Origin of the sequence: Streptacidiphilus jiangxiensis (assembly GCF_900109465.1) — a bacterium.
GTDB classification, from domain to species: Bacteria; Actinomycetota; Actinomycetes; order Streptomycetales; family Streptomycetaceae; genus Streptacidiphilus; species Streptacidiphilus jiangxiensis.
The window spans coordinates 115,778-140,030 of the sequence record NZ_FOAZ01000001.1; the positions used below are offsets into that span (position 1 = coordinate 115,778).

Annotated in this window: 20 protein-coding genes; 12 read left to right on the forward strand and 8 right to left on the reverse strand. The window is 72.4% G+C overall.

The features are described from left to right. Positions 1-14: 14 nt before the first annotated feature. Positions 15-2,159: a bifunctional glycosyltransferase/CDP-glycerol:glycerophosphate glycerophosphotransferase gene (locus BMY61_RS48260; RefSeq protein ID WP_042453668.1), complete on the forward strand. Its 2,145-nt coding sequence runs from the start codon at positions 15-17 to the stop codon at positions 2,157-2,159. Positions 2,160-2,279: 120 nt separating this feature from the next. On the opposite strand, the gene BMY61_RS00525 is transcribed toward BMY61_RS48260, so the two are convergent. The 3 genes from BMY61_RS00525 to BMY61_RS00535 form a co-directional block, all read right to left on the reverse strand. Next, positions 2,280-3,392: an alpha/beta hydrolase gene (locus BMY61_RS00525; protein WP_042453669.1), complete on the reverse strand. Its 1,113-nt coding sequence runs from the start codon at positions 3,390-3,392 to the stop codon at positions 2,280-2,282. Between the two features lie 170 nt (positions 3,393-3,562). Continuing rightward, positions 3,563-5,146 carry a class I adenylate-forming enzyme family protein gene (locus BMY61_RS00530; RefSeq protein ID WP_042453670.1) on the reverse strand — a complete coding sequence of 528 codons (1,584 nt, stop codon included), beginning with the start codon at positions 5,144-5,146 and terminating at the stop codon, positions 3,563-3,565. Beyond that, positions 5,143-5,769, reverse strand: a complete 627-nt coding sequence (locus BMY61_RS00535; protein WP_042453671.1) for an isochorismatase family protein — start codon at positions 5,767-5,769, stop codon at positions 5,143-5,145. The genes BMY61_RS00530 and BMY61_RS00535 overlap by 4 nt, the downstream gene beginning before the upstream one ends. 122 nt (positions 5,770-5,891) lie before the next feature. Between BMY61_RS00535 and BMY61_RS00540 the strand changes: the two genes are divergently transcribed. The 5 genes from BMY61_RS00540 (at position 5,892) to BMY61_RS00560 (ending at position 11,170) form a co-directional block, all read left to right on the forward strand. Continuing rightward, positions 5,892-7,121 carry an amidohydrolase family protein gene (locus tag BMY61_RS00540; protein WP_042453672.1) on the forward strand — a complete coding sequence of 410 codons (1,230 nt, stop codon included), beginning with the start codon at positions 5,892-5,894 and terminating at the stop codon, positions 7,119-7,121. A 42-nt stretch (positions 7,122-7,163) separates the two neighbouring features. After that, complete coding sequence (locus tag BMY61_RS00545; protein WP_042453673.1) at positions 7,164-8,312, forward strand: acyl-CoA dehydrogenase family protein; 1,149 nt, start codon at positions 7,164-7,166, stop codon at positions 8,310-8,312. Positions 8,313-8,315: 3 nt separating this feature from the next. Further along, entirely contained in the window at positions 8,316-9,194 is an 879-nt protein-coding gene (locus BMY61_RS00550; protein WP_042453674.1) for an acyl-CoA dehydrogenase family protein, read from the forward strand. 363 nt (positions 9,195-9,557) lie between these two features. Continuing rightward, positions 9,558-10,004, forward strand: coding sequence for an ATP-binding protein (locus tag BMY61_RS00555; RefSeq protein WP_082015336.1), 447 nt, complete (start codon positions 9,558-9,560; stop codon positions 10,002-10,004). Between the two features lie 131 nt (positions 10,005-10,135). Beyond that, positions 10,136-11,170: a GDSL-type esterase/lipase family protein gene (locus tag BMY61_RS00560; protein ID WP_052439079.1), complete on the forward strand. Its 1,035-nt coding sequence runs from the start codon at positions 10,136-10,138 to the stop codon at positions 11,168-11,170. 324 nt (positions 11,171-11,494) lie between these two features. Here the strand turns inward: BMY61_RS00560 and BMY61_RS00565 are convergent, their stop codons facing one another. Beyond that, complete coding sequence (locus BMY61_RS00565) at positions 11,495-12,430, reverse strand: cyclase family protein (protein ID WP_042453676.1); 936 nt, start codon at positions 12,428-12,430, stop codon at positions 11,495-11,497. 80 nt (positions 12,431-12,510) lie between these two features. Between BMY61_RS00565 and BMY61_RS00570 the strand changes: the two genes are divergently transcribed. The 5 genes from BMY61_RS00570 to BMY61_RS00590 all read left to right on the forward strand — a co-directional run bounded on the left by BMY61_RS00570 (position 12,511) and on the right by BMY61_RS00590 (position 18,061). After that, positions 12,511-13,419: an SDR family oxidoreductase gene (locus tag BMY61_RS00570; RefSeq protein ID WP_042453677.1), complete on the forward strand. Its 909-nt coding sequence runs from the start codon at positions 12,511-12,513 to the stop codon at positions 13,417-13,419. Positions 13,420-13,434: 15 nt separating this feature from the next. Beyond that, positions 13,435-14,589, forward strand: a complete 1,155-nt coding sequence (locus tag BMY61_RS00575) for an acyl-CoA dehydrogenase family protein (protein ID WP_042453678.1) — start codon at positions 13,435-13,437, stop codon at positions 14,587-14,589. Between the two features lie 99 nt (positions 14,590-14,688). Then, entirely contained in the window at positions 14,689-16,176 is a 1,488-nt protein-coding gene (locus BMY61_RS00580; protein ID WP_042453679.1) for an aldehyde dehydrogenase family protein, read from the forward strand. A gap of 66 nt (positions 16,177-16,242) precedes the next feature. Next, on the forward strand, positions 16,243-17,316 hold the full coding sequence (locus BMY61_RS00585; protein ID WP_042453680.1) for a Zn-dependent alcohol dehydrogenase: 1,074 nt from the start codon (positions 16,243-16,245) through the stop codon (positions 17,314-17,316). 100 nt (positions 17,317-17,416) lie between these two features. Continuing rightward, a complete protein-coding gene (locus BMY61_RS00590; protein WP_042453681.1) occupies positions 17,417-18,061 on the forward strand; it encodes an NADPH-dependent F420 reductase in 645 nt (214 codons plus the stop codon). A 21-nt stretch (positions 18,062-18,082) separates the two neighbouring features. Here BMY61_RS00590 and BMY61_RS00595 read toward each other — a convergent pair whose 3' ends face one another. Beyond that, entirely contained in the window at positions 18,083-19,084 is a 1,002-nt protein-coding gene (locus BMY61_RS00595; protein ID WP_042453682.1) for a GlxA family transcriptional regulator, read from the reverse strand. An 89-nt stretch (positions 19,085-19,173) separates the two neighbouring features. Here BMY61_RS00595 and BMY61_RS00600 point away from each other — a divergent pair, with 89 nt between their 5' ends. Next, positions 19,174-20,505: an MFS transporter gene (locus BMY61_RS00600; RefSeq protein ID WP_042453683.1), complete on the forward strand. Its 1,332-nt coding sequence runs from the start codon at positions 19,174-19,176 to the stop codon at positions 20,503-20,505. Here BMY61_RS00600 and BMY61_RS00605 read toward each other — a convergent pair. The 3 genes from BMY61_RS00605 to BMY61_RS00615 all read right to left on the reverse strand — a co-directional run bounded on the left by BMY61_RS00605 (position 20,477) and on the right by BMY61_RS00615 (position 24,218). Further along, positions 20,477-21,094, reverse strand: a complete 618-nt coding sequence (locus tag BMY61_RS00605; RefSeq protein ID WP_042453684.1) for a flavin reductase family protein — start codon at positions 21,092-21,094, stop codon at positions 20,477-20,479. The two genes, BMY61_RS00600 and BMY61_RS00605, sit on opposite strands and share 29 nt — an antisense overlap. Before the next feature lie 164 nt (positions 21,095-21,258). Continuing rightward, the gene (locus tag BMY61_RS00610; RefSeq protein WP_042453710.1) at positions 21,259-22,065 is read right to left on the reverse strand and encodes an enoyl-CoA hydratase/isomerase family protein; all 807 of its coding nucleotides are present in this window, start codon (positions 22,063-22,065) and stop codon (positions 21,259-21,261) included. Next, the gene (locus tag BMY61_RS00615) at positions 22,062-24,218 is read right to left on the reverse strand and encodes an acetate--CoA ligase family protein (RefSeq protein WP_042453685.1); all 2,157 of its coding nucleotides are present in this window, start codon (positions 24,216-24,218) and stop codon (positions 22,062-22,064) included. Before BMY61_RS00615 ends, BMY61_RS00610 begins: the two co-directional genes overlap by 4 nt. Positions 24,219-24,253: the final 35 nt, after the last annotated feature.

Consider the following 24,253-nt stretch of genomic DNA (forward strand, 5'->3'; position numbering starts at 1 on the left):
GGAGCAGCACCGCCGTGACCACGCCCGTCTCCCTCAGCATCGTGCTGCCCGTCTACGGTGTCGCCGACTACCTTCCGCGCTGCCTCGACTCGATCCTGGCGGCGAAGCTGCCGGGGTTGCAGGTCATCGCCGTCGACGACTGCTCGCCGGACCGCAGCGGGGAGATCCTCGACGCCTACGCCGCACGCGACCGGCGGCTCCAGGTCGTCCACCTGGCCGCCAATCGCGGCCTCGGCGGCGCCCGCGAGGAGGGCCTGAAGGCCGCCACCGGCGAGTACGTCTGGTGCGTGGACAGCGACGACTGGCTGGCCGACGGCGCCGTCGACGAGGTCGCCGCGCGCCTTGCGGAGATCCGTCCGGACGTACTGATCACCGGCTTCGCCCGGGTCTACCCGGACGGGGCCACCGAGCCCGACACCTGGCGCCGCCTGCTGGTCGAGCCGCCGCTCCCGCCGACCTTCACGCTCGCCGAGCGGCCCGGGCTGCTCCAGATGATCATGTCGGTCTGGAACAAGGTGATGCGCCGCGAGTTCCTCGCCTCCCTCGACGTCCACTTCGGCGCCGGCTACTACGAGGACATCTCCGTCACCTACCCGCTGCTGCTGGCCGCGCGGACGATCGGCTACCTCGACCGCGACGTCTACTTCTACCGCCGCCAGCGCGCCGGGGCGATCACCAACACCGCCTCGCCCAAGCACGCCGACGCCTTCGCCCAGTACGACGCGATCTTCGCCTTCCTGGACCGCCGCCCCGAGATCGGCCCGAGCCTGTGCCGCCTGGTCTTCGACCGCACGGTCAAGCAGGCGGTCACCATCCTGGACACCCCCGGCCTGGTCCCCGAGGACCTGCGCGAGGAGTTCTTCCGAAGGATCACCGAGCACTTCCGCCGCCACCGCCCCGCGGGCCACACCTTCCCCAAGGGGCTGCGCGGCGTCCAGTACCGCCTGGTCGAGCGCGGCGCGTGGGGCGCGTACCAGCGCCTGCGCCCGCTGCAGGCGCTGCCGCGCACGCTGCCCGGGACCGTCAAGCGGGCGGTGCGCGGCGCGGGCCGCCGCGGACTGTACGAGACGTACCGCCGCCTGCCGATCGAAGAGAACCTCGCCGTCTACGCCGCCTACTGGTACCGCGGCTACAGCTGCAACCCGGCGGCGATCCACGGCGCCATGCGCGAGCTGGCCCCCCAGGTCAAGGGCGTCTGGGTGGTCAACACCCCCGCCCAGGCCGCGGCGCTGCCGGCCGGCGTGCCGTACGTGCTGGCCAACACCCCGCGCTACCTGAAGCTGATGGCGACCGCCAAGTACCTCGTCAACAACGTCAACTTCCCCCACACGATGACGAAGCGCCCCGGCTCGGTGCACGTCCAGACCCAGCACGGCACCCCGCTCAAGTACCTGGGCCTGGACCTGCGCGACCGTCCGCTCGCCGCCGACGGCATGGACTTCGACCGTCTGCTGGAGCACGTCGGCCGCTGGGACTACCTGGTCTCGCCCAACCCGCACTCGACGGAGTCCTTCCGCCGCGCCTACCCCGGCGGGTACGAGGTCCTGGAGACCGGATACCCCCGCAACGACCGCCTCGCCGACCCGGACCCGGCGGAGATCGCCGCGATCCGCGAGCGCATCGGCGTCCCCGCCGGCAACCGCGTCGTCCTCTACACGCCCACCCACCGCGAGCAGCACGACTCCTTCGTCCCGGCCCTGGACGTCGTCGCGCTGGCCCGCGCCCTCGGCCCCACCACGACGGTGCTGATGCGGGCCCACTACTTCTACGGCGACACGGGCCTGCCGACCGACGCGGGTGTCATCGACGTCTCGTCCCACCCCGTCGTCGAGGACCTCTACCTCGCGGCGGACGTCCTGGTGACCGACTACTCCTCGGCGATGTTCGACTACGCGGTCCTGGACCGCCCCGTCGTGATCTACGCCCCGGACTGGGAGGACTACCAGCGCATCCGCGGCGTCTACTTCGACCTCATGGCCGAGGCACCGGGCGCTGTCGCCCGGACCGAGGACGAACTCGCCGCGGTCCTGCAGCCGTACGGCGGCTGGGACTCCCCGGAGTCGACGAAGCTGCGGGCCGCGTTCCGCGCCAAGTTCTGCCCGTGGGACGACGGCCACGCCGCGGAGCGGGTCGTGCGGAAGGTTTTTCCGATGAAGTAGCTGCACCACCTCAGGGGCGCGGGGAACTGCGCGAGCAACCACCCTGTGCGGATGGCCCTGCGCGTTGGGGACCATCTGGCTCGGGTGGCTTTTCGCGCAGTTCCCCGCGCCCCTGACGAGCTAGCTCGCCGTTCCCTGGCTTGCCGTCCTGGCCGACAGCCATGTCAAGGCCGCCGGCAGCATCCCCCGCCAGACGTCCGGGGTGTGGCCGCCCGTCTGGACCGTCAGGAGCCGGCTCGCGCCGGGCTGGTGCAGGACGCCGAGAAGCGCTCGCGCCGCCGGCACCGTGCCCTGGTCCTGCAGGCTGCCGGCCATGAGGAAGGAGACCGGCGGCTGCTGCTTCGCCTGCTTCAGCAGCAGGTAGGGGTTGTTCGCGCGGGCCAGGGAGGGATCGCGGGTGACGAGCGGGGACTCCGGCGTGTTGTAGCCGGAGAGACTGACCGCCGCGCGGAACGTCTCGGGGTGCTGGACGGTGAGGTTGACCGCGCAGTACGCGCCCGCGGAGTAGCCCATGATGCCCCAGCCGTCGGCGCCCCTCGCGGCGCGGAAGTTGCTGCGGACCAGCGCCGGGACGTCCTCGGCGAGCCACGTCGCCGTCTTCGCCGTGCCGGGGATGTCCGCGCAACCCGCGTCGGTGTTGCCGCCGAGGGTGTTCAGCTTGGCCGAGACCATGATCATCGGCTTGACCTTGCCCTGGGCCATCAGCTTCTGCATCTCGTCCTGGACGCGCATCGTGCCGAACCAGGCCTGCGGCGTGCCGGGCGTCCCGGGCAGCAGCTCGACCACCGGGAAGGAGGTCTGCGCGTAGGCCGGGTCGCGGTACTGCGGCGGCAGCCACACGTAGACGCTGCCGTCGATCCCGGACCGCGCGCCGACCGTGCGGGCCTTCATCACGCCGGGGCTGTACTCGGTGAAGTGCAGCTTGCCGTCGCCGGCCTGGCCGCCGCCGTGGCCGTGCTGGCCGCCCCCGCCGACCGCCGTGGTCACCGGGGGCGCGCTGCTGCCGCCGAAGAGGTCGCTCCAGCTCTCGTAGAACGGACCCATGCTGTTGTTGACGTAGACCATCACCGCGACCACGGCCGTGAGCTGGGAGAACAACGCCAGGCCCAGGCGGCCGCCCAGACGGGCCGGTCTGGGGCCGGGTATTCGGTTCCAGAACACGAAAAGCGCGACCAGTGCGCAGATCGTGATCAGGATGGTCAGTACGAAGAAAGGTGTGCTGGTGAGACTCATCGCCGCCCCTTCAGGAAACTCCCCCGTCTCCGGATGCGACTCACGGGTGGAAAAGACAAGCTCTCACGAGCCTATCGACCAGCCGAAATACCTCTTCATACCCACGGATGAAGTCCGTACATCCGAACGGCGGGGGGAACCCCTAGGGGGTAGGGGTGGGAGAGTGAGGATCAGCGCGGCTCCTGCCACGGCAGCGTCGCGAACATGTCCCGAAGCCGGTGCTTCAGCACCTTCCGCAGGGTCTCGTTGCGGGGCAGTGCGTCCACGACCTCCACCTGCTCGGGGATCTTCTGCGTCATCAGCCCGGCCACCCGCAGCGCCTCGGCGATCTCCGCGAGCGTCGGCGGCTCCACCCCCGGACGGCGCTCGACCACCGCGCAGACGCGTTCGCCGCGCACCGGGTCGGGCAGGCCGATCACGGCCACGTCCCCGACCCGGGGGTCCTGGTAGAGCAGGTCCTCGATCTCCTTGGCGGAGATGTTCTCGCCCTTGCGGATGATGATGTCCTTGAGCCGCCCGGTCAGCCGGACGTGCCCGTCGGGGCGGACGTGACCGAGGTCACCGGTGCGGAACCAGCCGTCGGCGGTGAAGGCCTCGGCGGTGAGCGCCGCGTCGGTGTAGCCGCGGCAGATCATCGGGCCGCGCAGCCACACCTCCCCGTCGACGATCCGCACCTCGCAGCCGCGCACCGGGTGGCCCTCGGTGTACGCCAGCTGCTCGGGGGTGTCGCGGGGCGAGCCCATGGTGATGGCGGGGGCCTCCGTCATGCCGTAGCCGTGGGCGAGGACGACGCCCATCTCCTCGGTGATCTCGCGGTAGAGCTCCGGGGGCATCGGGGCGCCGCCACCGGAGAGGATGCGCAGGGTGGGGACGAGGCGCTCGCCGGCCGGCAGCTTGCGCTGCTCCGCGAGGAAGGCGGAGTAGAACGCGGTGCTGCCGCCCGCCATGGTGACCCCGTTGCGCCGGTAGACGGGCAGCACGTCCGGGAGTGCGAACTGCTCCACCAGCAGGGCCGGGAACCCGTGGACGAGCATCGCGACCAGGTAGTCCGGTCCGCCGATGTGCGCGTAGGGGAACGCGATCGACCCGACGTCGTCCGTGCCCATGTCCAGGGCCAGGGCGAAGCCGCTGCCGCCCGCGATCAGCGTCCGGTCGGTGTGCCGGGCGCCCTTGGGTGCCGAGGTGATGCCGGAGGTGTAGTAGACCCAGCGGACCGGCGCGTGCGCGTCGTCCAGGTCGGCGCGCGGCGCGGGCGGCAGCGTGGCCGGGTCGCCGTCGGGCAGGTCCGCGTCGGTGTACAGGACCCGGACGGCGGGCGGCTCTGCCCAGCCGCGGGTCAGCTCCTCGGCCATCTTCACGTGGTCGAAGCCGCGCCAGACCCCCGGCACCAGGTAGAGCCGGGCGTGGGACTCGCCGAGGATGTGCCCGACCTCCGCGCCGCGGTAGATCGCGATGATCGGCGTCTGTACCGCGCCCAGCCGCGACAGCGCGAGCGAGACGAGCACCGTCTCGATCCGCGTCGGCAACTGCCAGGCCGCCGGGGTCCCGTCCTCGATCCCGTACGCGTCGCGCAGGCCGGCCGCGACCCGCTCGGCGCGGTCGCGCACCTCGCGGAAGGTGAGCCGCCGGTCCGGCGCGCTCTCCCCCGCGCCCGTCCTCTCGTCGGCGGCCTGGATCAGCATCGGCGCGTCCGGCGTCGCCGCGACGCGCCGCTCCAACAGGTCCCAGAGACTTCCGGCGGCGGTGATGGTCACAGGTCTCTCCCGGGGGTGGTCAGCACGGCGACGACGTCGTCCGTGGTGGCGAGGGTCGCGACGAGCGCGAGGGTGTGGGTGAGGACGGCCTCCGCGTACGCGGGCGGGGTGCCGGCCACCGCGTCGGTGGGGATCACGACCTGCAGTCCGGCGTCGACCGCCCCCAGCGTCAGTTCGAGCAGCGCGACGTTGAGCGAGACCCCCGTGACGACGAGCGTGGTCGCGCCGAGGTTGCGCAGCAGTGAGGCCAGCCCGGTGTCCTGGAACGGGCCGAGGCCGTGCAGCCGCGGCAGCACGAAGTCCCGCTCCGGGTCCGCGCCGAGGCCCGGGTGCAGCGCCGGGTCGAACGGCGTCGCCGCACGGGCCGCGGCGGCGAACAGGCGCGCGTTGGTGTTCCCGCCGAGCCCGTCCGCGCGCCGCTCGGCCGTGCAGTGCACGACGGGCACGTCGACGTCGCGGGCGGCGGCGCAGAGCCGGCGCACGTTCCCGACCAGCCCCGCCTGCTGCGCCGCCTCGGCGAGCGCGGGGAAGACCGCCTTCTCGCCGAGCACGGCCTCCTGGCACTCGCAGGTGACCACGGCGGTGTGCGCCGGGTCGAGAAGTCGCCGCAGTCCTACAGCCATCCGGTCCTCGCTCGCCTGCTCGGTCGTCTGCTTGCTTGCCGCCCAAGGGGTCCGTCACTAGTCTGAATCTGACGGACCGTCAGGTAAAGGGTCGTGCCGTGGAGACGGAGAGGGAGCCCTGAATGGAAAGCTCTGCCGAACTGCCGATGGTGGTCAGCGTCGACGACCACGTGATCGAGCCGGCCCACCTCTTCGAGACCTGGCTGCCGGCCAAGTACCGCGACCGCGGACCCAAGCCGCTGACCGCCGGGATCGGACAGCTCGAATACATCGGCGGCAAGTACCGCATCTCCATGGACCCGGACGGCCCGCCCACCGACTGGTGGATCTACGAGGACCTCCAGTTCCCGTACAAGCGCAACATCGCCGCCGTCGGCTTCGACCGCGACGAGATGACCCTGGAGGGCATCACCCGCGAGCAGATGCGCCGCGGCTGCTGGGACCCCAAGGCGCGCATCGAGGACATGGAGAACAACCACGTCGAGGCGTCGCTGTGCTTCCCCACCTTCCCGCGCTTCTGCGGCCAGACCTTCGCCGAGGCGCACGACAAGGAGGTCGCGCTCGCCTGCGTCCGCGCCTACAACGACTGGATGGTCGAGGAGTGGTGCGGCGACAGCGGCGGTCGGTTGATCCCGCTGTGCCTGATCCCGCTGTGGGACGTCCAGCTGGCCGTCGCGGAGATCAAGCGGAACGCGGCGCGGGGCGTGCGGGCCGTCTGCTTCAGCGAGATCCCGACCTACCTGGGCCTGCCGAGCATCCACTCCGGCTACTGGGACCCGTTCTTCGCCGAGTGCGAGGCGACCGGCACGGTCGTCTGCATGCACATCGGCTCCTCCTCGCAGATGCCGGCCGCCTCACCGGACGCGCCGCCCGCGGTGCAGGCGACGCTGAGCTTCAACAACGCGATGGCGTCGATGACGGACTTCCTCTTCAGCGGCGTGCTGGTGCGGCACCCCCGGTTGAAGCTCGCGTACAGCGAGGGCCAGATGGGCTGGATCCCGTACGCGCTGGAGCGCGCGGACGACGTCTGGCGCGAGCACCGCGCCTGGGGCGGCGTGCGGGACCTGATCCCCGAGCCGCCGTCGACGTACTACTACCGGCAGATCTTCGCGTGCTTCTTCCGTGACAGGCACGGCGTCGCCTCGCTGGACAAGGTCGGGGTGGACAACGTGACGTTCGAGACGGACTACCCGCACGTGGACTCGACCTGGCCGGAGACGAAGGCGGTCGCCCTGGACCACATGGCCGGGCTGCCGCCGGAGGTCGTCTACAAGGTGATGCGCGGCAACGCGATCCGCATGCTGGAGCTCGATCTGGACCGGCACGTGAACGCTGACGGCAGGCTGCGCTGACCAGGGGCGCCTCGCGCCCCTACGGCTAAGGAGAGTGCATCAGTGCAGCTCAGTGACACCGCCGCCGAGGCCGACTTCCGGCGCCGGCTGCGCGAGTGGCTCGGGAAGACCCTTCCGGAGCTGCCCGCCGCGCCGGATCCCGCCGACTGGCCGGGCCGCCGTGCCTACGACACGGCCTGGCAGCGGCGGCTGTTCGACGCCGGGTACGCCGGTGTCCACTGGCCCGCGGACGCCGGCGGCCGCGGCGCCACCCCTTCGGAACACCTGATCTTCCTGGAGGAGACGGAGCTCGCGGGCGCGCCCTACGTCGGGGCCAACTTCGTCGGCCTCCTGCACGCGGGGCCCACCATCGCCACCGAGGGCACCCCGGAGCAGCGTGCCCGCCTCCTCCCGCCGATCCTGCGCGGGGACGAGATCTGGTGCCAGGGCTTCAGCGAACCGGGCGCGGGCAGCGACCTCGCCGCCCTCCGGACCCGTGCGGTCCGGGACGGGGACGAGTACGTCGTCACCGGCAGCAAGATCTGGACCTCGCACGCCGAAGTCGCGGACTGGTGCGAGCTGTTGGTGCGGACCGACCCGGACGCGCCGAAGCACCGGGGCATCACCTGGCTGGCCATGCCCATGGACGCGCCGGGCGTCACCGTCCGGCCGCTGGCGACGCTCGCCGGGACGACGGAGTTCGCCGAGCTGTTCCTCGACGAGGTGCGCGTCCCGGTCGCCAACCGGCTCGGCGACGAGAACGACGGGTGGCGGGTCACCATGGTGACCCTCTCCTTCGAGCGCGGCACCGCGTTCGCCTCCGAGGTGGTCGCCTGCCGCCGCGAGGTGCGCGAGCTCGCGCGCGTCGCCCGCGCGAACGGCGCCTGGGACGACCTCGAACTGCGCCGGGAAACGGCCACCCTCGCCGCCGAGTTCGCCGCCCTGTGGCGACTCGTGCAGTGGAACGTCTCGGAGGCCGCGGCGCGCGGCGTGCCGGGGGCCGGCGGCAGCGTCTTCAAGCTGCGCTTCAGCGAGGCGCGGCAGCACCTCTACGACCTGGCGGCCCGCGTCGTCGGCACGGAGGCCCTCCTGGACGGTCGCTGGACCGCCCAGCGGCTCCAGGGGCTGTCCTACACCATCGCGGCCGGCACCTCCCAGATCCAGCGCAACATCGTGGCCCAGCGCATCCTGGGCCTGCCGAAGGGGCGTTGAGCGATGCACTTCCGGTTGACGGACGATCAGGAACAACTCCGTCGCGCCCTGCGCGAGCTGCTGGCGGACCGTGAGGCGAGCTGGGCGGAGCTGACGGAAGTCGGTCTCTTCTCGCTCCGCGTGCCGGAGGACGCCGGCGGTCTCGGCCTCGGCCTGCCCGAGGCGGTGGTCGCCTTCGAGGAGGCCGGCCGGGCCGTGCTCCCCGGCCCGCTGGTGGGCACCGAACTTGCGGCCGCGGTGCTCGGGTTGACCGGGCGGGCCGAGGTCGTCAGGGTCCCGGCGCGCGGCCCCGTGCTCGTGCCGGACCTGCCGACGCTCGAGCACGTCCTGCTGCTCCACGCCGACGACGCCCTTGCCGTCCTCCCCGCCGCCGGGCTGGACGCGACACCCGTGCCCGCCGTCGACCCGGACCGCCCGCTGTGGCGCCTGGAGGGGGTGCTGCCGCTCGGCGAGCAGTCGCCGCAGGCGCACCGCGTCGCCGACGAGGCGACGCTGTTGACGGCCGCCCTGCAGGCGGGCCTGGCGGCCCGCACGGTGGCCGAGGCGGTCGCGTACGCGCGTACGCGCGAACAGTTCGGACAACCGATCGGCGCCTTCCAGGCGGTCCAGCACCTGTGCGCGGACATGCTGGCCCGCGCGGAGCTCGCCCGCGTCGCCGTCTACGCCGCCGCGGTCGACGGTGACGAGGCCGAGATCGTCGGCGCCAAGCTGCTGGCGGACGACGCCGCGGTGCACGGCGCCCGCGACTGCCTGCAGGTTCACGGCGGCATGGGCTTCACCTGGGAGGCGCGGGTGCACCGCCTGCTCAAGCGGGCCTGGGCCTGGGAGCAGGCCGGCGCGGACCGCGGTCGCTGCCTCGACGTCCTGGCCGGGCGGCTCTAGCACTGGTGTCGCAAGGGTGTTTTTGCCGCGACGCCCCTCGGTTTCCCGGCGTCGCGGCAGGGTTCGGTTACGCTCACGGGGGTGCGCAGCAAGCAGTCCGCCCATGGCGGTCCGGTGGTCGACGCGGTCGTCGGCTCGGCCGTGGGCCCGGTCGTCGGCGTGACGGGCCTCCGGGGCAGAGCGGTCGGGGCAGTATGCACCCCTGGGTGCCCCCTCGGGTGGAATATGCCTGAAGACCATGCTCCTGGCCGTCGGGGCGGATCATCCTGGTCCGTATACGTGCCGGTACGCGGCTCGCGCGGAGGTCCGGCCCGGCTGATCCCGCTAGCACGGGTGGTGTGACAGGTGCAGGTTCAGGCACAGGTGCTTCAAGTCCAGACGGCGGTCCAGGCCGACCCCGCAGAGGTCGGTCGGGCGCGGCGTTGGGCCCGCAGTCGCCTCACCGGCTGCGGCTTCGACCTCGACGCGTCCCTCGCGGACACCTTGGTGCTGGTGGTCTCGGAGCTGGTCACCAACGCCGTGGTCCACACCGGCTCGCCGGCCGTGCTGCGGCTGGTCTTCCCCGTCGGGGAGGACGCCTGCCACCGCCCGGTCCGGGTCGAGGTGACCGACACCAGCGAGGCGCCCCCGGCCCAGCGGGTCGCCCCGGACGAGGCGACAGGCGGCCGCGGGCTCGAGCTGGTGAGCGTCCTGACGGACCGCTGGGGCTGGTTCCCGGACGGCAGCGGCAAGCGGGTGTGGTGCGAACTGGTCCCTGAAGGGACAGTTGCCCTGTCCGGGGGCGCGAGGAACTGCGCGACAAGCCACTGACGTGCGGGTGGTCCTCGACGAGCAGGGCCACCCGCACGCCGAAGGTTCCTCGCCCAGTTCCTCGCGCACTTCCTCGCGCCCCTGCGGGTCCGCCGCGGTTGATCCTCCGCCTTCACGGGAAGTGATCCCGCATGAACGTTTCTTCCGGTGCGTGGGACGCCGCCGCGACGGTGCGCGCGCTGGAGGGTGCCATCGACGTCGAGTGGGCGGCAGACCGTGGGTGGGCGATGCCCTGGCGGCTACCTGTCGCAGACCTCGAGCTCCACCACCGGGATCTCGTCCTGCCGGCCATGTGCCCGAGCGGTGTGCGGATCCGGTTGCGGACCGCGTCCACGCGGATCCTGCTGGATGCGGAGTCGGTGCAACTGCAGGGCGGGCCGGTGTTCGAGGCCTGGTGCGACCTGTCCGTCGACGGGGAGGTCGTGCGATCCACCGCGCTGGGCGTCGCGGGTGTCGTCTTCGGCGGTCTGCCGCCGGGGGACAAGGAGATCGAGATCGCGCTGCCGATCGTTCCCGCGGTCCGCCTGCGCGGCCTGCGCACGCTCGACGGTGAGGCGCTGCATCCGCTGCCGGACCCGCGTCCCCGCTGGACGGTCTACGGCAGCAGCATCAGCCACGGCTACGAGGCCACCCCGACGCAGACCTGGCCGGCCACCGCCGCCCGCCTGTTGGGGCGCAACCTCACCAATCTGGGGTACGGCGGAGCCTGCCTGCTCGACCCGCTGGTCGGGCGAATGCTGGCAAAGCACCCCGCTGACTTCATAACCCTCGAACTCGGTATCAACGTCTACAACTCGGCCGCGCTGCGGGAGCGGACCTTCCTTCCCGCCGTGCACGGCCTGTTGGCCGAAATTCGCTCCCGGCAGCCGGATCTCCCGGTGACCGTGCTCGGTCCGGTGTTCGGTGGGGCGCGGGAGACCGAACTGGCGGACGGCATGTCCGAGGCCTTCGGCGACCTGACCCTCGGTGCCCTGCGCGAGCAGCTGCACGACGCCGTCGAGTTGCGCCGCAAACGCGGTGACACGGCACTGACCTGGATCGACGGCCGTGAGCTCTGCTCGGCCACGGATGCCGCGCACGGCGTCCTGCCGGACGGTCTGCATCCGCACGCGGCCCACCAGCAGGAGATGGGCCGGCTCTATGCGGAGCTCTGCGGGCGCTGCTGACATCTGCTTGCACAACGAACAGATGAAGGCTCAAACCATACGCAACCAATGCGACTTCACGACAAGCCATTGACGTGACGTGTCCGCCTGATCACGCTTGGATTCAGCGATTCGTTGCGAGGGGACGCCAAGGGCGCGCCCAGTCTTCGCGCTGTCCGCTTCCTTGGCGAGTGCGAATCGTGTCGGCGCCGGTTTCAGGGCGCGTGCGGCGCCGACGGGGGCACCCCCGGCCGCAGGTCGGGGGCTGGTGGCGGGGCGCCGTGACGCGTGGAGACATCCGCGCACGGCGCCCCGCCATCCGACCTTCCGTCCGGCCTCCGCTCGCTACTTGACCGCGACGGGCGCCACCGGCGCGCCCACGCCGCCGACGAACGGCTCCGGCGCCGCCGACAGCAGGAACGCGTGGACGCCGTCCTGTGCGCAGTCCGCGGCCAGCGCCTCCAGGTTCCAGTTCTGGCCCTGCATCATGCCCATCTCCACCAGGTCCAGCGCGTGGACGGGCAGGTAGAGGCCGTCGACCTCGGGCGGGAAGATCTCGAAGGTCAGCGTGTCGTTGGCGACGGCCGCCACGTCGCGGGCGTGGAACCACTCGGGGCAGCGCAGGCCGAGGCCGGGGGAGGGGAAGGCGTAGGCGTCCCGGTCGCCGCCCAGGTAGAACTGCATCTGGCCGGTGCGGACCAGCACGACGTCGCCCGCGCGGACGGTGACGCCGGCCTGCGCCTCGGCGGCGTCCAGGTCCTCCGGGGTGACCACGTGGTCACCGGGGAGCCGGCCGACCCCGTGCAGGCGGGCGATGTCGAGCAGCACGCCGCGCGTCAGCAGCGGCCCCACCTTCTCGATGCCGGAGCGGGTCGCCCCCTCCTGGGCGTTGATGCTGTCGGCGGGCCGGTTGTTGTAGATCCGGCCCCCGTGGCTGACGTGACCGAGGCCGTCCCAGTGGGTGGCCGCCTGCAGGCCGAGGGTGGCGACGTCGTCGCTGGTGGCGATGGCGCCGGGGCCGAACATCTCGTAGTTGAGCGCGACCATGCTGTGCAGCGGGTTGACCCGACCGGGGATCATCCCGGTCTGCACGCCCTGCTGCTGGAGCGGCAGGCCGAGCTGGAAGCGCTTGCCGGTGCGCACGCAGGAGGCTGCGGCGCGGACCACCTCGGGGGTGATCAGGTTGAGCGTGCCGATCTCGTCGTCGGCGCCCCAACGTCCCCAGTTGTTGACGCGTTTGGCGATGTCACGGAACTCGTCGAACTCGGCCGGTGCGGGCACGGTCCTCGCCTCCTCTTCCCCTGGGACAGTCCATCGGCAAGAATCTAACGGTCCGTCAGATTCTTGAGGAGGGGTACGGCGTGGCTGAGTTCCTGCGCGGCAAGGTGGTCGCGGTCACCGGTGCCGGACGCGGCATCGGGCGTGCGGTGGCGCTCGCCTGTGCCGCCGAGGGAGCCAAGGTCGTGGTCAACGACTACGGCGTCGGCATCGACGGCTCCGCGCCGACCAGCGAGGTCGCCGACGAGGTCGTCAAGGAGATCGAGGCGGCCGGCGGCGAGGCCGTGGCCGTCGCCGACGACATCGCCACCATGGCCGGCGGCGAGCGGGTCGTCCGCACCGCCGTCGAGGCCTTCGGGCGCCTGGACGGCGTCGTCTGCGTCGCCGGCATCCTGCGTGAGCGGATGCTCTTCAACATGTCCGAGGAGGAGTGGGATCCCGTCATCGCCACCCATCTCAAGGGCACCTTCACCGTCTTCCGTGCCGCGTCCGCGCTGATGCGCAAGCAGGGCGGCGGGAGTCTCATCGGCTTCACCAGCGGCAACCACCAGGGCTCCGTCAGCCAGCCCAACTACAGCGCGGCCAAGGGCGGCATCATCTCCCTGGTCCGCAGCGCGGCCCTGGGCCTTGCCAAGTACGGCGTCACCGCCAACGCCGTGGCCCCGGTCGCCCGCACCCGCATGTCGGCGAACGTCCCGATGGAGCTCAAGGAGATCGGAGCGCCGGAGGACGTGGCGGCGCTCGTCGTCTACCTGCTCTCCGACGCCGCCCACGAGATCACCGGGCAGGTCTACACCGTCGCCGGATCCAAGATCGCCGTGTGGGCCCAGCCGCGCGAACTTCGGGCCATGTACGCCGAGCCGGGCTCCTGGACCCCGGAGCGGATCGCGGACTTCCTGCCCGGGACGGTGGGCGTCGACCCGATGCCGATGCTCGCGCAGCTGGAGGCCATGGCGAAGGCCGCCGCCGCCAAGGACCGCCCCAATGCGTAAGGCCTGGTGAACGGAATGGACTTCGGTTTCGACGCGGCGGACGAGGAGTTCCGCGGGCGTGCACGTACCTGGCTGGCGGAGCGGCTCGGCCCCGGCGGCGCCTTCGCCGACCTGTGCGGCGTCAAGATCCCCGAGGACGCCGAGCGGCGCCGCGCCTGGGAACGCGAGCTGGGCACGGGCGGCTGGATCGGCGTCGGCTGGCCCGAGTCCAGCCTGACCCGTCAGGTGGTCTGGTTCGAGGAGTACGCCCGCGCGCAGGCGCCCGACCCGCTCGGCATCGTCGGCGAACAGCTCCTCGCCCCGACACTGCTGCTGCACGGCACCCCGGAGCAGCGCGAGCGCTATCTGCCGGGCGTGGCCACCGGCACCGAGATCTGGTGCCAGGGCTACAGCGAACCCGACGCCGGCTCCGACCTGGCGGGCGTCCGCACGGTCGCCGAACCGGCGGACGACGGCGAGGGTTGGGTGGTCACCGGCCAGAAGACGTGGACGTCGCTGTCGCAGTGGGCGGACTGGTGCTTCGTGCTGGCCCGCACCGAGCCCGGCTCGCGCCGCCACGAGGGCCTGAGCCTGCTGTTGCTGCCCATGCGGCAGGAGTCCGGCCGGATCGACGTGCGGCCCATCCGGCAGCTCAACGGCGTCAGCGAGTTCAGCGAGGTCTTCTTCGACCGCGCCCGCGCCGTCGACGTGCTCGGGGCGGTCGGCGACGGCTGGAAGGTCGCCATGACGCTGCTCTCCTTCGAACGCGGCGCGGGCATGCTCGGGCGCCAGATCGGCTACCAGCGCGAGCTGGACACCGTCCTGCGCGCCGCGGCGGACTCCGGCGCCGACCGCGACCCCGTCCTGCGGGAGGCGCTGACGCGCCAGTGGGCCGACCTGTGGGTGATGCGCGCGAACGCGTTGCGCACGCTGGGCCGGGCCGAGCCGGGGACCGCGGCGGTGGCGAAGCTGGTGTGGGGCAACTGGCACCAGCGCCTCGGAGAGCTGGCGCTCCAGGTCCAGGGCCTCCCGGGCGCGTTCGTGCCGGGGGCCTCGCATGACCCGACCGGTTACCCGCTCACGCCTGCCCAGCACACGATGCTCTTCTCCCGCGCGGACACCATCTACGGCGGCAGCGACCAGATCCAACGCAACATCATCAGCGAACGGGTCCTTGGACTGCCTCGCTAGTTGCACCTCCAGGGCCGTCCGCACGCCCGTGGTTCTCGCGCAGTTCCTCGCGCCCCTGAGGTGGGTGCAACTTCCCCTTGATCTCAAAGTGAGGGCTCAATGAGCGAAGCAACTCCGCACCGCCTCTTCATCGACAACGAGTGGCGTGAGGGCGGCGCCGGTACCTATCCGATCATCAACCCTGGCACCGAGGGCCTGGTCGGTCACGCGCCGGAAGCGTCCGCGCAGGACGTCGCCGACGCGATCGCCGCCGCGCGCAGCGCTCAGGCGGAATGGGCGGCCACCGCTCCCGCGAAGAGAGCAGCGCTCTTGGACCGGATCGCCGATCTCGTCATGGAGCGGGCGGCCGACTTCGTACCGCTGCTCCAAGCCGAGACCGGTGCCACGATCCGCGTCGCCTCGACCATGCAGCTGCCCGTCGTCGCCGACCGCTTCCGCCGCTACGCGCGCGGCGCGCTCGAGCCGACCGTGGAGTCGTTCCCGGCGCACCCCGTCGCGGCGACGCCCCTGGCCGCCGGCGGGCTGACCAACGCCGCTGCCGCCCGTCGGCCCGTCGGCGTCGTCGGCTGCATCACCTCGTACAACTTCCCCATCGTCAACCTGGCCGGCAAGCTCGCGCCCGCGCTCGCGATGGGCAACACCGTGGTCGCCAAGCCCGCGCCGCAGGACCCGCTCGCCTGCCTGAAGCTCGGCGAGATCTTCGTCGAGGCCGGGGCGCCCGCGGGCCTGTTCAACGTCGTCACCGACTCCGGTGCCGCGGCCGGTGCCGCGCTCGTCGCCTCGTCCGACGTCGACATGATCAGCTTCACCGGCTCGACCACCGTCGGCCGACGCATCGCCACCGACGGCGGCGCCACCATGAAGCGGCTGCTGATGGAGCTCGGCGGCAAGGGCGCCGCGATCGTGCTGGCGGACGCCGACCTCAGCAAGGCGATCATGGCCATCGGCTCCACCTGGGCGTTCCACTCGGGACAGATCTGCACCGCGCCCACCCGGGCGTTGGTCCACCGGTCCCGCTACGACGAGGTCGTGGCGGGGCTCGCGCAGTTCGCCTCCCGGCTGCCCGTCGGCGACCCGCTGTCGCAGTCCACCGTCGTCGGGCCGGTCATCTCCGCCGCGCACCGCGACCGCGTCGAGGGCTACATCACGGGCGCGTTGGCCGAGGGCGCCCGGCTCGTCGTCGGCGGGACCCGCAAGGAGCACACCCCGGACACGCCCGAACTGCCCGCCGCAGGGTTCTTCGTGGCGCCCACGCTGCTCGCGGACGTGACGGCCGGGATGACGATCGCCCGCGAGGAGGTCTTCGGGCCGGTCGTCGCGGTGATCCCGTTCGAGGACGAGGAGGAGGCGCTCGCCATCGCCGGCTCCACCGAGTACGGGCTCTACGACTACCTCTTCACCGCCGACACCGCCCGCGCCTACGCGCTCGCCGCGCGCCTGCGCAGCGGAAACGTCGGCATCAACACCGCCCAGCGCCACCCGGAGACGCCGTTCGGCGGCTTCAAGCAGAGCGGTGTCGGCCGCGACGGCGGCTCCTTCGGCCTGCACGCCTACAGCGAGCAGCAGGCCGTGGTCTGGCAGTCCTAGGCAGTCCCCAGCAGTCCCCAGCAGTCGTCAGCAGTCCTCGGCGGTCACAAGGGAGGTACGGACAGCATGAAAGGCGTCATCTTCGACGGCAAGGCCCCGCAGGTGGTGGACGACCTGACGGTGCGCGAGGCGGGCCCGGGTGAGGTGCTGGTGCGGATCGCCGCCGCCGGCCTGTGCCACAGCGACCTGTCGGTCATCGACGGGACGATCCCGTTCCCCGTCCCGGTCGTGCTCGGCCACGAGGGCGCCGGCACGGTGGAGGCGGTCGGTCCGGGCGTCACCCACGTCAGGCCGGGCGACCACGTCGCGCTCTCCACCCTCGCCAACTGCGGCACCTGCCGCGAGTGCGCGCTCGGGCGGCCGACGATGTGCCGCAAGGCGATCGGCATGCCGACCAAGCCGTTCACCCGCGACAGCAGCGGGCAGGAGCTCTACAACTTCGCGTCCACCTCGGTGTTCGCGGAGCGCACGGTGGTCAAGGCCGTGCAGGTCGTGCCGATCGACCCGACGATCCCGTTCACCTCCGCCGCGCTCATCGGCTGCGGGGTGCTGACCGGCGTCGGCGCGGTGCTCAACCGGGCGCGGGTCGACATCGGTGACACCGTCGCCGTCATCGGCTGCGGCGGCATCGGCCTCAACGTCATCCAGGGCGCGCGGATCGCAGGCGCCTCGCGGATCGTCGCGATCGACGCCGTCGCCGACAAGGAGGCCGTCGCCCGCACCTTCGGGGCGACCGACTTCGTCGACGCGCGCGCCGTGGACGACATCGTCGCGGCGGTCAAGGCGCTGCTCCCGAACGGCGTGGACCACGCCTTCGAGTGCGTCGGCCCGACCAAGCTCACCCGGCAGGCCATCGACATGCTGGACCGGCACGGTCAGGCCGTGCTGCTGGGCATGCCGGCGGCCGACGCCGAGGCCACGTTCCGCCCGGCGGAGCTGTTCCTGGACAAGTCGGTCCTCGGCTGCCGCTACGGCTCCTCACGCCCGCCGCGCGACATCGCCCGCTACGCCCAGCTCTACACCGCGGGCCGACTGCTCCTCGACGAGCTCGTCACCTGCACCTTCCCGGTCGACGAGTTCGACGCGGCGGCGAAGGCCACCCATACGGGCGGCGTCGCCCGGGCGGTGCTGACCTTCTGACGGTGTGTAATTCCCTGTGTGGAGCGCCGCGCCCGTGGATGATCGGTCCGGATCCGACGGGCCGTCCCCTGCGGCCGGCACTCTGCAGACAGGAACGCACATGAAGATCGCAGTCCTCGGCACCGGCGAGGTCGGCCACACGATCGCGACCCGGCTGGCCGGCCTCGGCCACGAGGTCACCATGGGATCGCGCAGCGCGGACAACCCGGCCGCGAAGGAGTGGGCGGCGGCCAACGCCGCCGCCCACGGCACGTTCGCCGAGGCGGCGGCGGACGCCGAGATCGTGGTCAACGCCACCGGCGGCCTCGTCTCCCTCGCCGCGCTGACCGCGGCGGGCGCGGACAACCTGCGCGGCAAGGTCGTCGTCGACGTCTCCAACGGTCTGGACTTCTCCGAGGGCTTCCCGCCGAAGATCGTCACGCCCGACGGCGTGAGCGTCGCGGAGCAGCTGCAGCGCGCCTTCCCGGAGGCCCGGGTCGTGAAGACGCTCAACACGATGAACAACGCCGTGATGGTGGACCCCTCGCGGGTCCCCGGCCACCACAACGTCTTCCTCAGCGGCGACGACGAGACGGCGAAGGCGGCCGTCGCCGAGCTGCTGCGCTCCTTCGGCTGGGGTGACGACCAGATCCTCGACCTCGGCGACCTCACCAGCGCCCGCGCGGTCGAGCAGCTGGTCGGACTGTGGGTCCGCCTCTACGGTGCCCTGGGCACGGGGGACTTCAACTTCGCCGTCGTGAAGTAGTTCCCCGCGCCGCTGCGGGGGCTAGCCCACCGCCCGGAACGTCCGCCGGTACGTCGTCGGGGAGACGCCCAGCACGGAGTGCATGTGCTGGCGCAGCCCCGCCGCACTGCCGAAGCCGACCTCGTGGGCGATCCGGTCCACCGTCAGCTCCCCCTGCTCCAGCAGCCGCCGGGCCCGGTGCACGCGCTGGACCACCAGCCACTGCACGGGGCTCTGCCCGGTCTCCTCGCGGAACCGGCGGGTGAAGGTGCGGACGCTCATCCCGCAGCGTTCCGCGAGGAGACCCAGCGTGAGGTCCTCGGCCAGGTGCTCCAGGGCGTAGGCGCGGGCGGGGGACGTGCCGGAGGTGCCGGGCTCGGGGACAGCGGCTTCGACGTACTGCGCCTGGCCGCCCTCGCGCCACGGCGCGACCACGCAGCGGCGGGCGACATGGTTGGCGACGGCGGCGCCGTGGTCGCGGCGCACGATGTGCAGGCAGAGGTCGAGTCCGGCCGCCACGCCGCCGGAGGTGAGCACGTCGCCGTCGTCGGTGAAGAGCACGTCCGGATCGAGCAGCACCTGCGGGAAGAGCCGGCGGAAGGACTCGGTGTAGCGCCAGTGCGTCGTGGCGCGCCGTCCGTCGAGCAGGCCGGCCGCGGCCAGCACGAAGGAGCCCGTGCAGATCGAGACCATCCGCGTTCCGGGCCGGACCAGGCCGAGCGCGTGTTCCAGCTCCGGCGTCAGCCGTCCCTCGGCGAAGACGGGGCCGAGCTCGAACGAGGCCGGGACGACCACCGTGTCGGCCTCGGTCAGCAGCTCGGGTCCGTGGTCCACCTGGACCCGGAAGTCGGAGCCGGTCTCCACCGGCCCGCCGTCGAGCGAGCAGGTGCGCACCCGGTAGCGCGGGGCGGTGTCCGGCTCGTGCGCGGACTCGAAGATCCGTGAGGGCGTCGCGAGCTCGAACGCGACCACGCCGGGCAGCGCGAGGACGGCGACCTCGTGCGGCCGGGCGGCAGAAGCGAGGGCAGAGCTGGGGGAGTCCATGGAGCCACTCTCCCTCCTGGCCTGATCCTTGCGCAAGGTGGCCATCGGGCCACTCGTAGGCGCGTGCGCCGATCCGCCAAGCTCGCGGGGTGACCGATCAGCTGAGCCCCGCATCCGCCCTCGACCGCCCGCTGCCGCCGCGCGCGGGCGGCCCGCGCCTGCACTACGCGTGGATCATCGCGGCCGTCGCGCTCGTGGTCCTCGTCGGCGCCGCCGGGTTCCGTTCCACGCCCTCGCTGCTGATGGAGCCGCTGCACCACGAGTTCGGCTGGTCGCACGGGCTGGTCGGCGCGGCGGTCTCGATCAACGTGCTGCTCAACGGTCTGGCGGCGCCGTTCGCCGCCGCGCTGATGGACCGCTTCGGCATCCGACCGGTCGTCTCCGTCGCGCTCGCGGTGATGGCGCTCGGCGCGGGCGTGACGCTGGTGATGGACCAGCCCTGGGAGCTGCTGCTCGGCTGGGGCTTCCTGGTGGGCCTGGGCTCCGGGTCGATGGCGCTGGCCTTCAGCGCGACCGTCACCAGTCGCTGGTTCGTCAAGCAGCGCGGCCTGGTCACCGGGGTGCTGACCGCCGCCAGTGCGGCCGGCAACCTGGTCTTCCTGCCGGTCCTGGCCTGGCTCGTGCAGCAGTACGGCTGGCGCAGCGCCTCCGTGACCGTGGCTGTGTGCGCGCTCGCGGTCGTGCCCGTCGTGGCGCTGCTGATGCGGGAGCGCCCGTCCGACCTGGGCCTGCTGCCCTACGGCGCCCCCGAGGACCACGTCGAGCCGCAGCCGCCCGCCGGGCGCGGCCTGCGCGCCGTGCGGGTGCTGCGCGAGGCGGCCCGGACCAAGGCGTTCTGGCTGCTCACCGGTTCCTTCGCGATCTGCGGCGCGACCACCAACGGACTGGTCGGCACGCACTTCATCCCCGCCGCCGGGGACCACGGCATGGCCGAGACCGCGGCGGCGTCCCTGCTCGCCCTGGTCGGCGTCTTCGACGTGATCGGCACGGTCTTCTCGGGTTGGCTCACCGACCGCCTGGACTCGCGCAAGCTGCTCGGCGTCTACTACCTGCTCCGTGGCGCGTCGCTGCTCTTCCTGCCCGTCCTCTTCGCGCGGACGGTGCACCCGAGCATGGTCGTCTTCATCATGTTCTACGGGCTGGACTGGGTGGCGACCGTCCCGCCGACGGTCGCGCTGTGCCGGGAGTGGTTCGGGGAGGACGCGCCCGTCGTCTTCGGCTGGGTGCTCTGCGGCCACCAGATCGGTGCGGCGATCGTCGCCGCGGCCGCCGGCGTCATCCGCGACCAGCTCGGCAGCTACGACGTCGCCTGGTACGGCGCGGGCGCGCTGTGCGCGGTCGCGGCGGCCTGCTCCCTGCTGCTGCGCCGACCCGAGGGCACGGCGGTGCCGCTCAGTCCTCCGGTTGCTGCAACTGCCTGAAGCCGCTGCGGTAGAAGAGCAGCGGACCGGCCTCGGCGCCGCGCGGTGCGGCGAGTTCGCGGACCCGGCCGAGGACGATCAGGTGGTCCCCGCCGATGTGCACGGCATGCACGGTGCAGTCCACCCACGCCAGCGCCCCCTGCAGACGCGGTGACTGCGTCGCCGGGGCCGGCTCCCAGGCCACCCCGGCGAACTTGTCCGCACCGGTGGACGCGCTGACGGCGAAGGACCGGCACAACTCGCCCTGGTCCTCGGCCAGCACGTTGACGCAGAACGCGCCCGCCCGCGCGATGCGCGGCCAACTGGAGGACGTCCGCGCGACGTTGAAGCAGATCAGCGGTGGATCGAGGGAGAGCGAGGAGAACGACTGGCAGGCGAAGCCGACGGGCTGCCCGTCCTCCCCCGCCGCGGTGATCACCGTGACACCGGTGGCGAAGTGGCCGAGCGCGTCGCGCAGCACGCGCGCGTCGGCGTCCGCCCGTGCCTCCGGTTCGCTGAACACCTCCGCCACCGCCGGCGCGACACTCACCGGCGCCCCGGCCGCCCGCAGGTAGCGGACGGCGGCCATCGCCATGCCTTCGTGCCCCATGCCTCGCTCCTTCGGACGTCGAATGTGTTGCACTCACCTCAGGGGCGCGAGGCTCCGCCTGTTTGACTGCGTGCGCGAAAGCCACCCACGCACGTAGCGCGCCGAGCGAGCGGGGCCATCCGCATGCCAGTGGTCTCGCGCCGAGCCTCGCGCCCCTGATGGGGCTATCGCCCCTCGAACCGTGCTTCCCGTCGTTCTACGAAAGCACGAACGCCCTCCTGCGCGTCGCGAGTCGCCATGTTGATCTCCTGCGCCGTCGCCTCCGCCGCGAAGGACGCGGCCCGGTCGCCGTCCAGGGAGGCATTGACCAACGCCTTCGTCAACGCGTAGGCACGGGTGGGACCGGCGGCGAGACGTTCTGCCCACTCACTCACGGTCTTCTCCAACTCCGCGCCCGGCACGACCCGGTTCACCAGCCCCAGCCGCTCCGCCTCCGCCGCGCGGACCTTCTCGCCGAGGAGGAGCAGCTCCTTGGCCCGCTGCACGCCGACCAGGCGCGGCAGCAGCCAGGCAGCGCCGCCGTCCGGGACGAGCCCGCGCCTGGCGAAGACCTGCACCAGCGAGGCTTCCTCCGCAGCAAGCACCAGGTCGCAGGCGAGGGCCAGCTGCACGCCGACTCCGGCCGCCACGCCGTTGAGCGCGCACAGCACCGGCTTCTCGCAGTCCAGCACCGCCCCGACCATCCGCTGCACGCCCAGCCGCAGCATCCGCGCGACGTCCCCGGCGGTCCGCTCGCCCCCGGCGCCGCCGCTGAGGTCCGCGCCGGAGCAGAACGCGCGCCCGGCGCCGGTCAGCACGACCACGCGCACCGTCCGGTCCGCCGACGCCTCCTCCAGCGCGGCGATCAGCCGCTCCCGCAGCTCGGCGGTCACGGCGTTCAGCGCCTCGGGCCGGTTCAGCGTCAGCCGCCTGACCCCGTCGTCGCCGTCCTCGACCAGCAGTACGGTCCCGTTCTCCGGCGACGCGCTCATCGGCACACCGCCAGCGCGTCCAACGCGACGACGCCCTTGCCGCGTTCCAGCACCACCAGCGGGTTGATGTCCAGCTCGGTGAGCTGGTCGCCCAGATCGAGCGCCATCCGCTGGACCCGCAGCACCACCTCGACCAGCGCGTCCACGTCCATCGGCGGCAGGCCGCGGACGCCGTCCAGCAGCGGGCGGCAGCGCAGCCGGGCCAGGGCGCGGCGTACGTCGCCGGGCCCGAACGGCGGGACGAGCACCGTCGTGTCGCGCAGCACCTCGACGAAGACGCCGCCCATGCCGACCGTGACGACCGGCCCGAAGACCGGGTCGTCGGTGACGCCGACGACCATCTCCACGCCCGCCTCGACCATCTGGCACACCAGCACGCCGTCGAGTCTCGGGATGCCGCCCGCCCGCGCGTTCTCCGTCAGCTCCCGGAACGCCTCCCGCACCTGGCTGGCGCTGGTCAACCCGACCTTCACCAGCCCGAGTTCGGTCTTGTGCGCGACGCCGGGCGCCGATCCCTTCAGCACGACCGGATAGCCGACCACCCCGGCCGCGCGCACCGCGCCCGCCGCGCTGGTGACCAACTGCTCGCGCGGCACCCGGATGCCGTAGGAGCGCAACAACTGCTTGGCCGCGAACTCGCTGAGCTTCTCGCCCCCGTGCAGCAGCCGCTGCGCCTTCGCCTTGCCGGCGCAGGCCTCGCGCGGCGCGTCGTCGAACGGGGACCGGTAGGTGCGGGCGAACGCGTGGTGCTCCAGGTAGGCGGCGACCGCGCGGACGCAGTTGCCGAAGGTGCGGAAGACGGCGACCCGGGAGGAGCCGAGCAGCGTCTCCCGGTAGGCCGCCTCCGTCCCGACCGGAGAGCCCCAGATGACGCAGACCAGCTTGTCCGTCGTCTCGGCCACCTCGACCAGGTCCTGCGCCAGCTTGTCGCTCATCGGCGGGAACGGGCCGGTGATCGGGCAGATCAGCACGCCCACGTCGGGGTCGTCGAGGATCGCGTCGAGGATCTTGCGACCGCGCCAGTCGCCGACCGGGTGGCCGCCGTTGTCGACGGGGTTGGCGACGCTCAGGTACTCCGGGATCCACTGGTGCAGCTCGTCCTGCTTGGCCTCGGACAGCCGCGGCAGGGAGAGCCCGGCCGACGAGGCCATGTCGGCCAGGTGCGCACCGGTGCCGCCGGAGATGGAGTAGACGACGACGCCGGGCGCCCGCGGCGGCTTGGCTCGCGCCAACAGGGCTGCGGTGTCCTGCAGTTCGTCCAGGCCGTCGACACGGATCACACCGAACTGGCGGAACGCCGCGTCCACCACGTCGTCGGCACCGGTCAGTTTGCCGGTGTGGGACTGCGCCATCCGCGCACCCTCGTCCGTGCGGCCCACCTTGACCGCGACGACCGGGACGCCGCGCCGGGCGGCGTGGTCGGCGGCCAGCAGGAAGGCCCGGCCGTCCTTGATGCCCTCGATGTAGGCGGCAATCGCGCCGATCTCGGGCTGGTCGGCGAACCACTGCACGAAGTCGGCGACCTCCAGGTCGGCCTCGTTGCCGGTCGGCGCCCAGTGGCTGAGCCGGATGCCCAGTTCCTGGAGGGTGAACAACGGGCGGCCCTGGTGGCCGGACTGGGTGATCAGCGCGATGGCCGGCCCCGTCAGGTCGTCGCGGAACCGCTCGAAGGCGTTGAGGTTCGTGTTGGGCCCGAGCAGGCGCAGGCCCGTCGGGGCCTCGGCGACCAGGCGCTCCAGGTGCCGCTGCGCCGCTCGTCCGCTCTCGCCGGTCTCGGCGAAGCCGGAGGCGAAGGCGACGGCGTACTTCACCTTGGCCTCGACCAACTGCGGTACGACGGCTGCCGGATCGGCGAGCAGGATCACCGCGAGGTCGATCGGGTCCGCGTCCGGGTCGGCCGGGATCGCCGCGAGGTCGGGATAGCAGGGCAGCCCGTCCACCTCGTCCCGGCCCGGGTTCACCGGGTACATCCGCGCTCCGACCCGCTCCGACCACGCACGCAGCTGCCGGGTGATCCCGGTGTTGGGCCGTCCCGGCGTGTCGGATGCGCCGATCACGGCCACGGCCGTGGGCCGGAAGAAGCGGTCCAGGTCCACCGCGCGCGGGCGCAGCGGCCGCCCGCTCGCGTCGGTCTCGGTGTCCGTCTCCCGCATGGCGCGCCTCCGATCCGGTCTGTGCCGTCTCTCGA

Bases quoted from the DNA above. Each gene is read 5' to 3' on its own strand.
- BMY61_RS00525 (WP_042453669.1), bottom strand. From the start codon at position 3,392: ATGAGTCTCACCAGCACACCTTTCTTCGTACTGACCATCCTGATCACG.
- BMY61_RS00535 (WP_042453671.1), bottom strand. From the start codon at position 5,769: ATGGCTGTAGGACTGCGGCGACTTCTCGACCCGGCGCACACCGCCGTG.
- BMY61_RS00540 (WP_042453672.1), top strand. From the start codon at position 5,892: ATGGAAAGCTCTGCCGAACTGCCGATGGTGGTCAGCGTCGACGACCAC.
- BMY61_RS00550 (WP_042453674.1), top strand. From the start codon at position 8,316: ATGCACTTCCGGTTGACGGACGATCAGGAACAACTCCGTCGCGCCCTG.
- BMY61_RS00560 (WP_052439079.1), top strand. From the start codon at position 10,136: ATGAACGTTTCTTCCGGTGCGTGGGACGCCGCCGCGACGGTGCGCGCG.
- BMY61_RS00575 (WP_042453678.1), top strand. From the start codon at position 13,435: ATGGACTTCGGTTTCGACGCGGCGGACGAGGAGTTCCGCGGGCGTGCA.
- BMY61_RS00580 (WP_042453679.1), top strand. From the start codon at position 14,689: ATGAGCGAAGCAACTCCGCACCGCCTCTTCATCGACAACGAGTGGCGT.
- BMY61_RS00585 (WP_042453680.1), top strand. From the start codon at position 16,243: ATGAAAGGCGTCATCTTCGACGGCAAGGCCCCGCAGGTGGTGGACGAC.
- BMY61_RS00590 (WP_042453681.1), top strand. From the start codon at position 17,417: ATGAAGATCGCAGTCCTCGGCACCGGCGAGGTCGGCCACACGATCGCG.
- BMY61_RS00595 (WP_042453682.1), bottom strand. From the start codon at position 19,084: ATGGACTCCCCCAGCTCTGCCCTCGCTTCTGCCGCCCGGCCGCACGAG.
- BMY61_RS00605 (WP_042453684.1), bottom strand. From the start codon at position 21,094: ATGGGGCACGAAGGCATGGCGATGGCCGCCGTCCGCTACCTGCGGGCG.
- BMY61_RS00610 (WP_042453710.1), bottom strand. From the start codon at position 22,065: ATGAGCGCGTCGCCGGAGAACGGGACCGTACTGCTGGTCGAGGACGGC.
- BMY61_RS00615 (WP_042453685.1), bottom strand. From the start codon at position 24,218: ATGCGGGAGACGGACACCGAGACCGACGCGAGCGGGCGGCCGCTGCGC.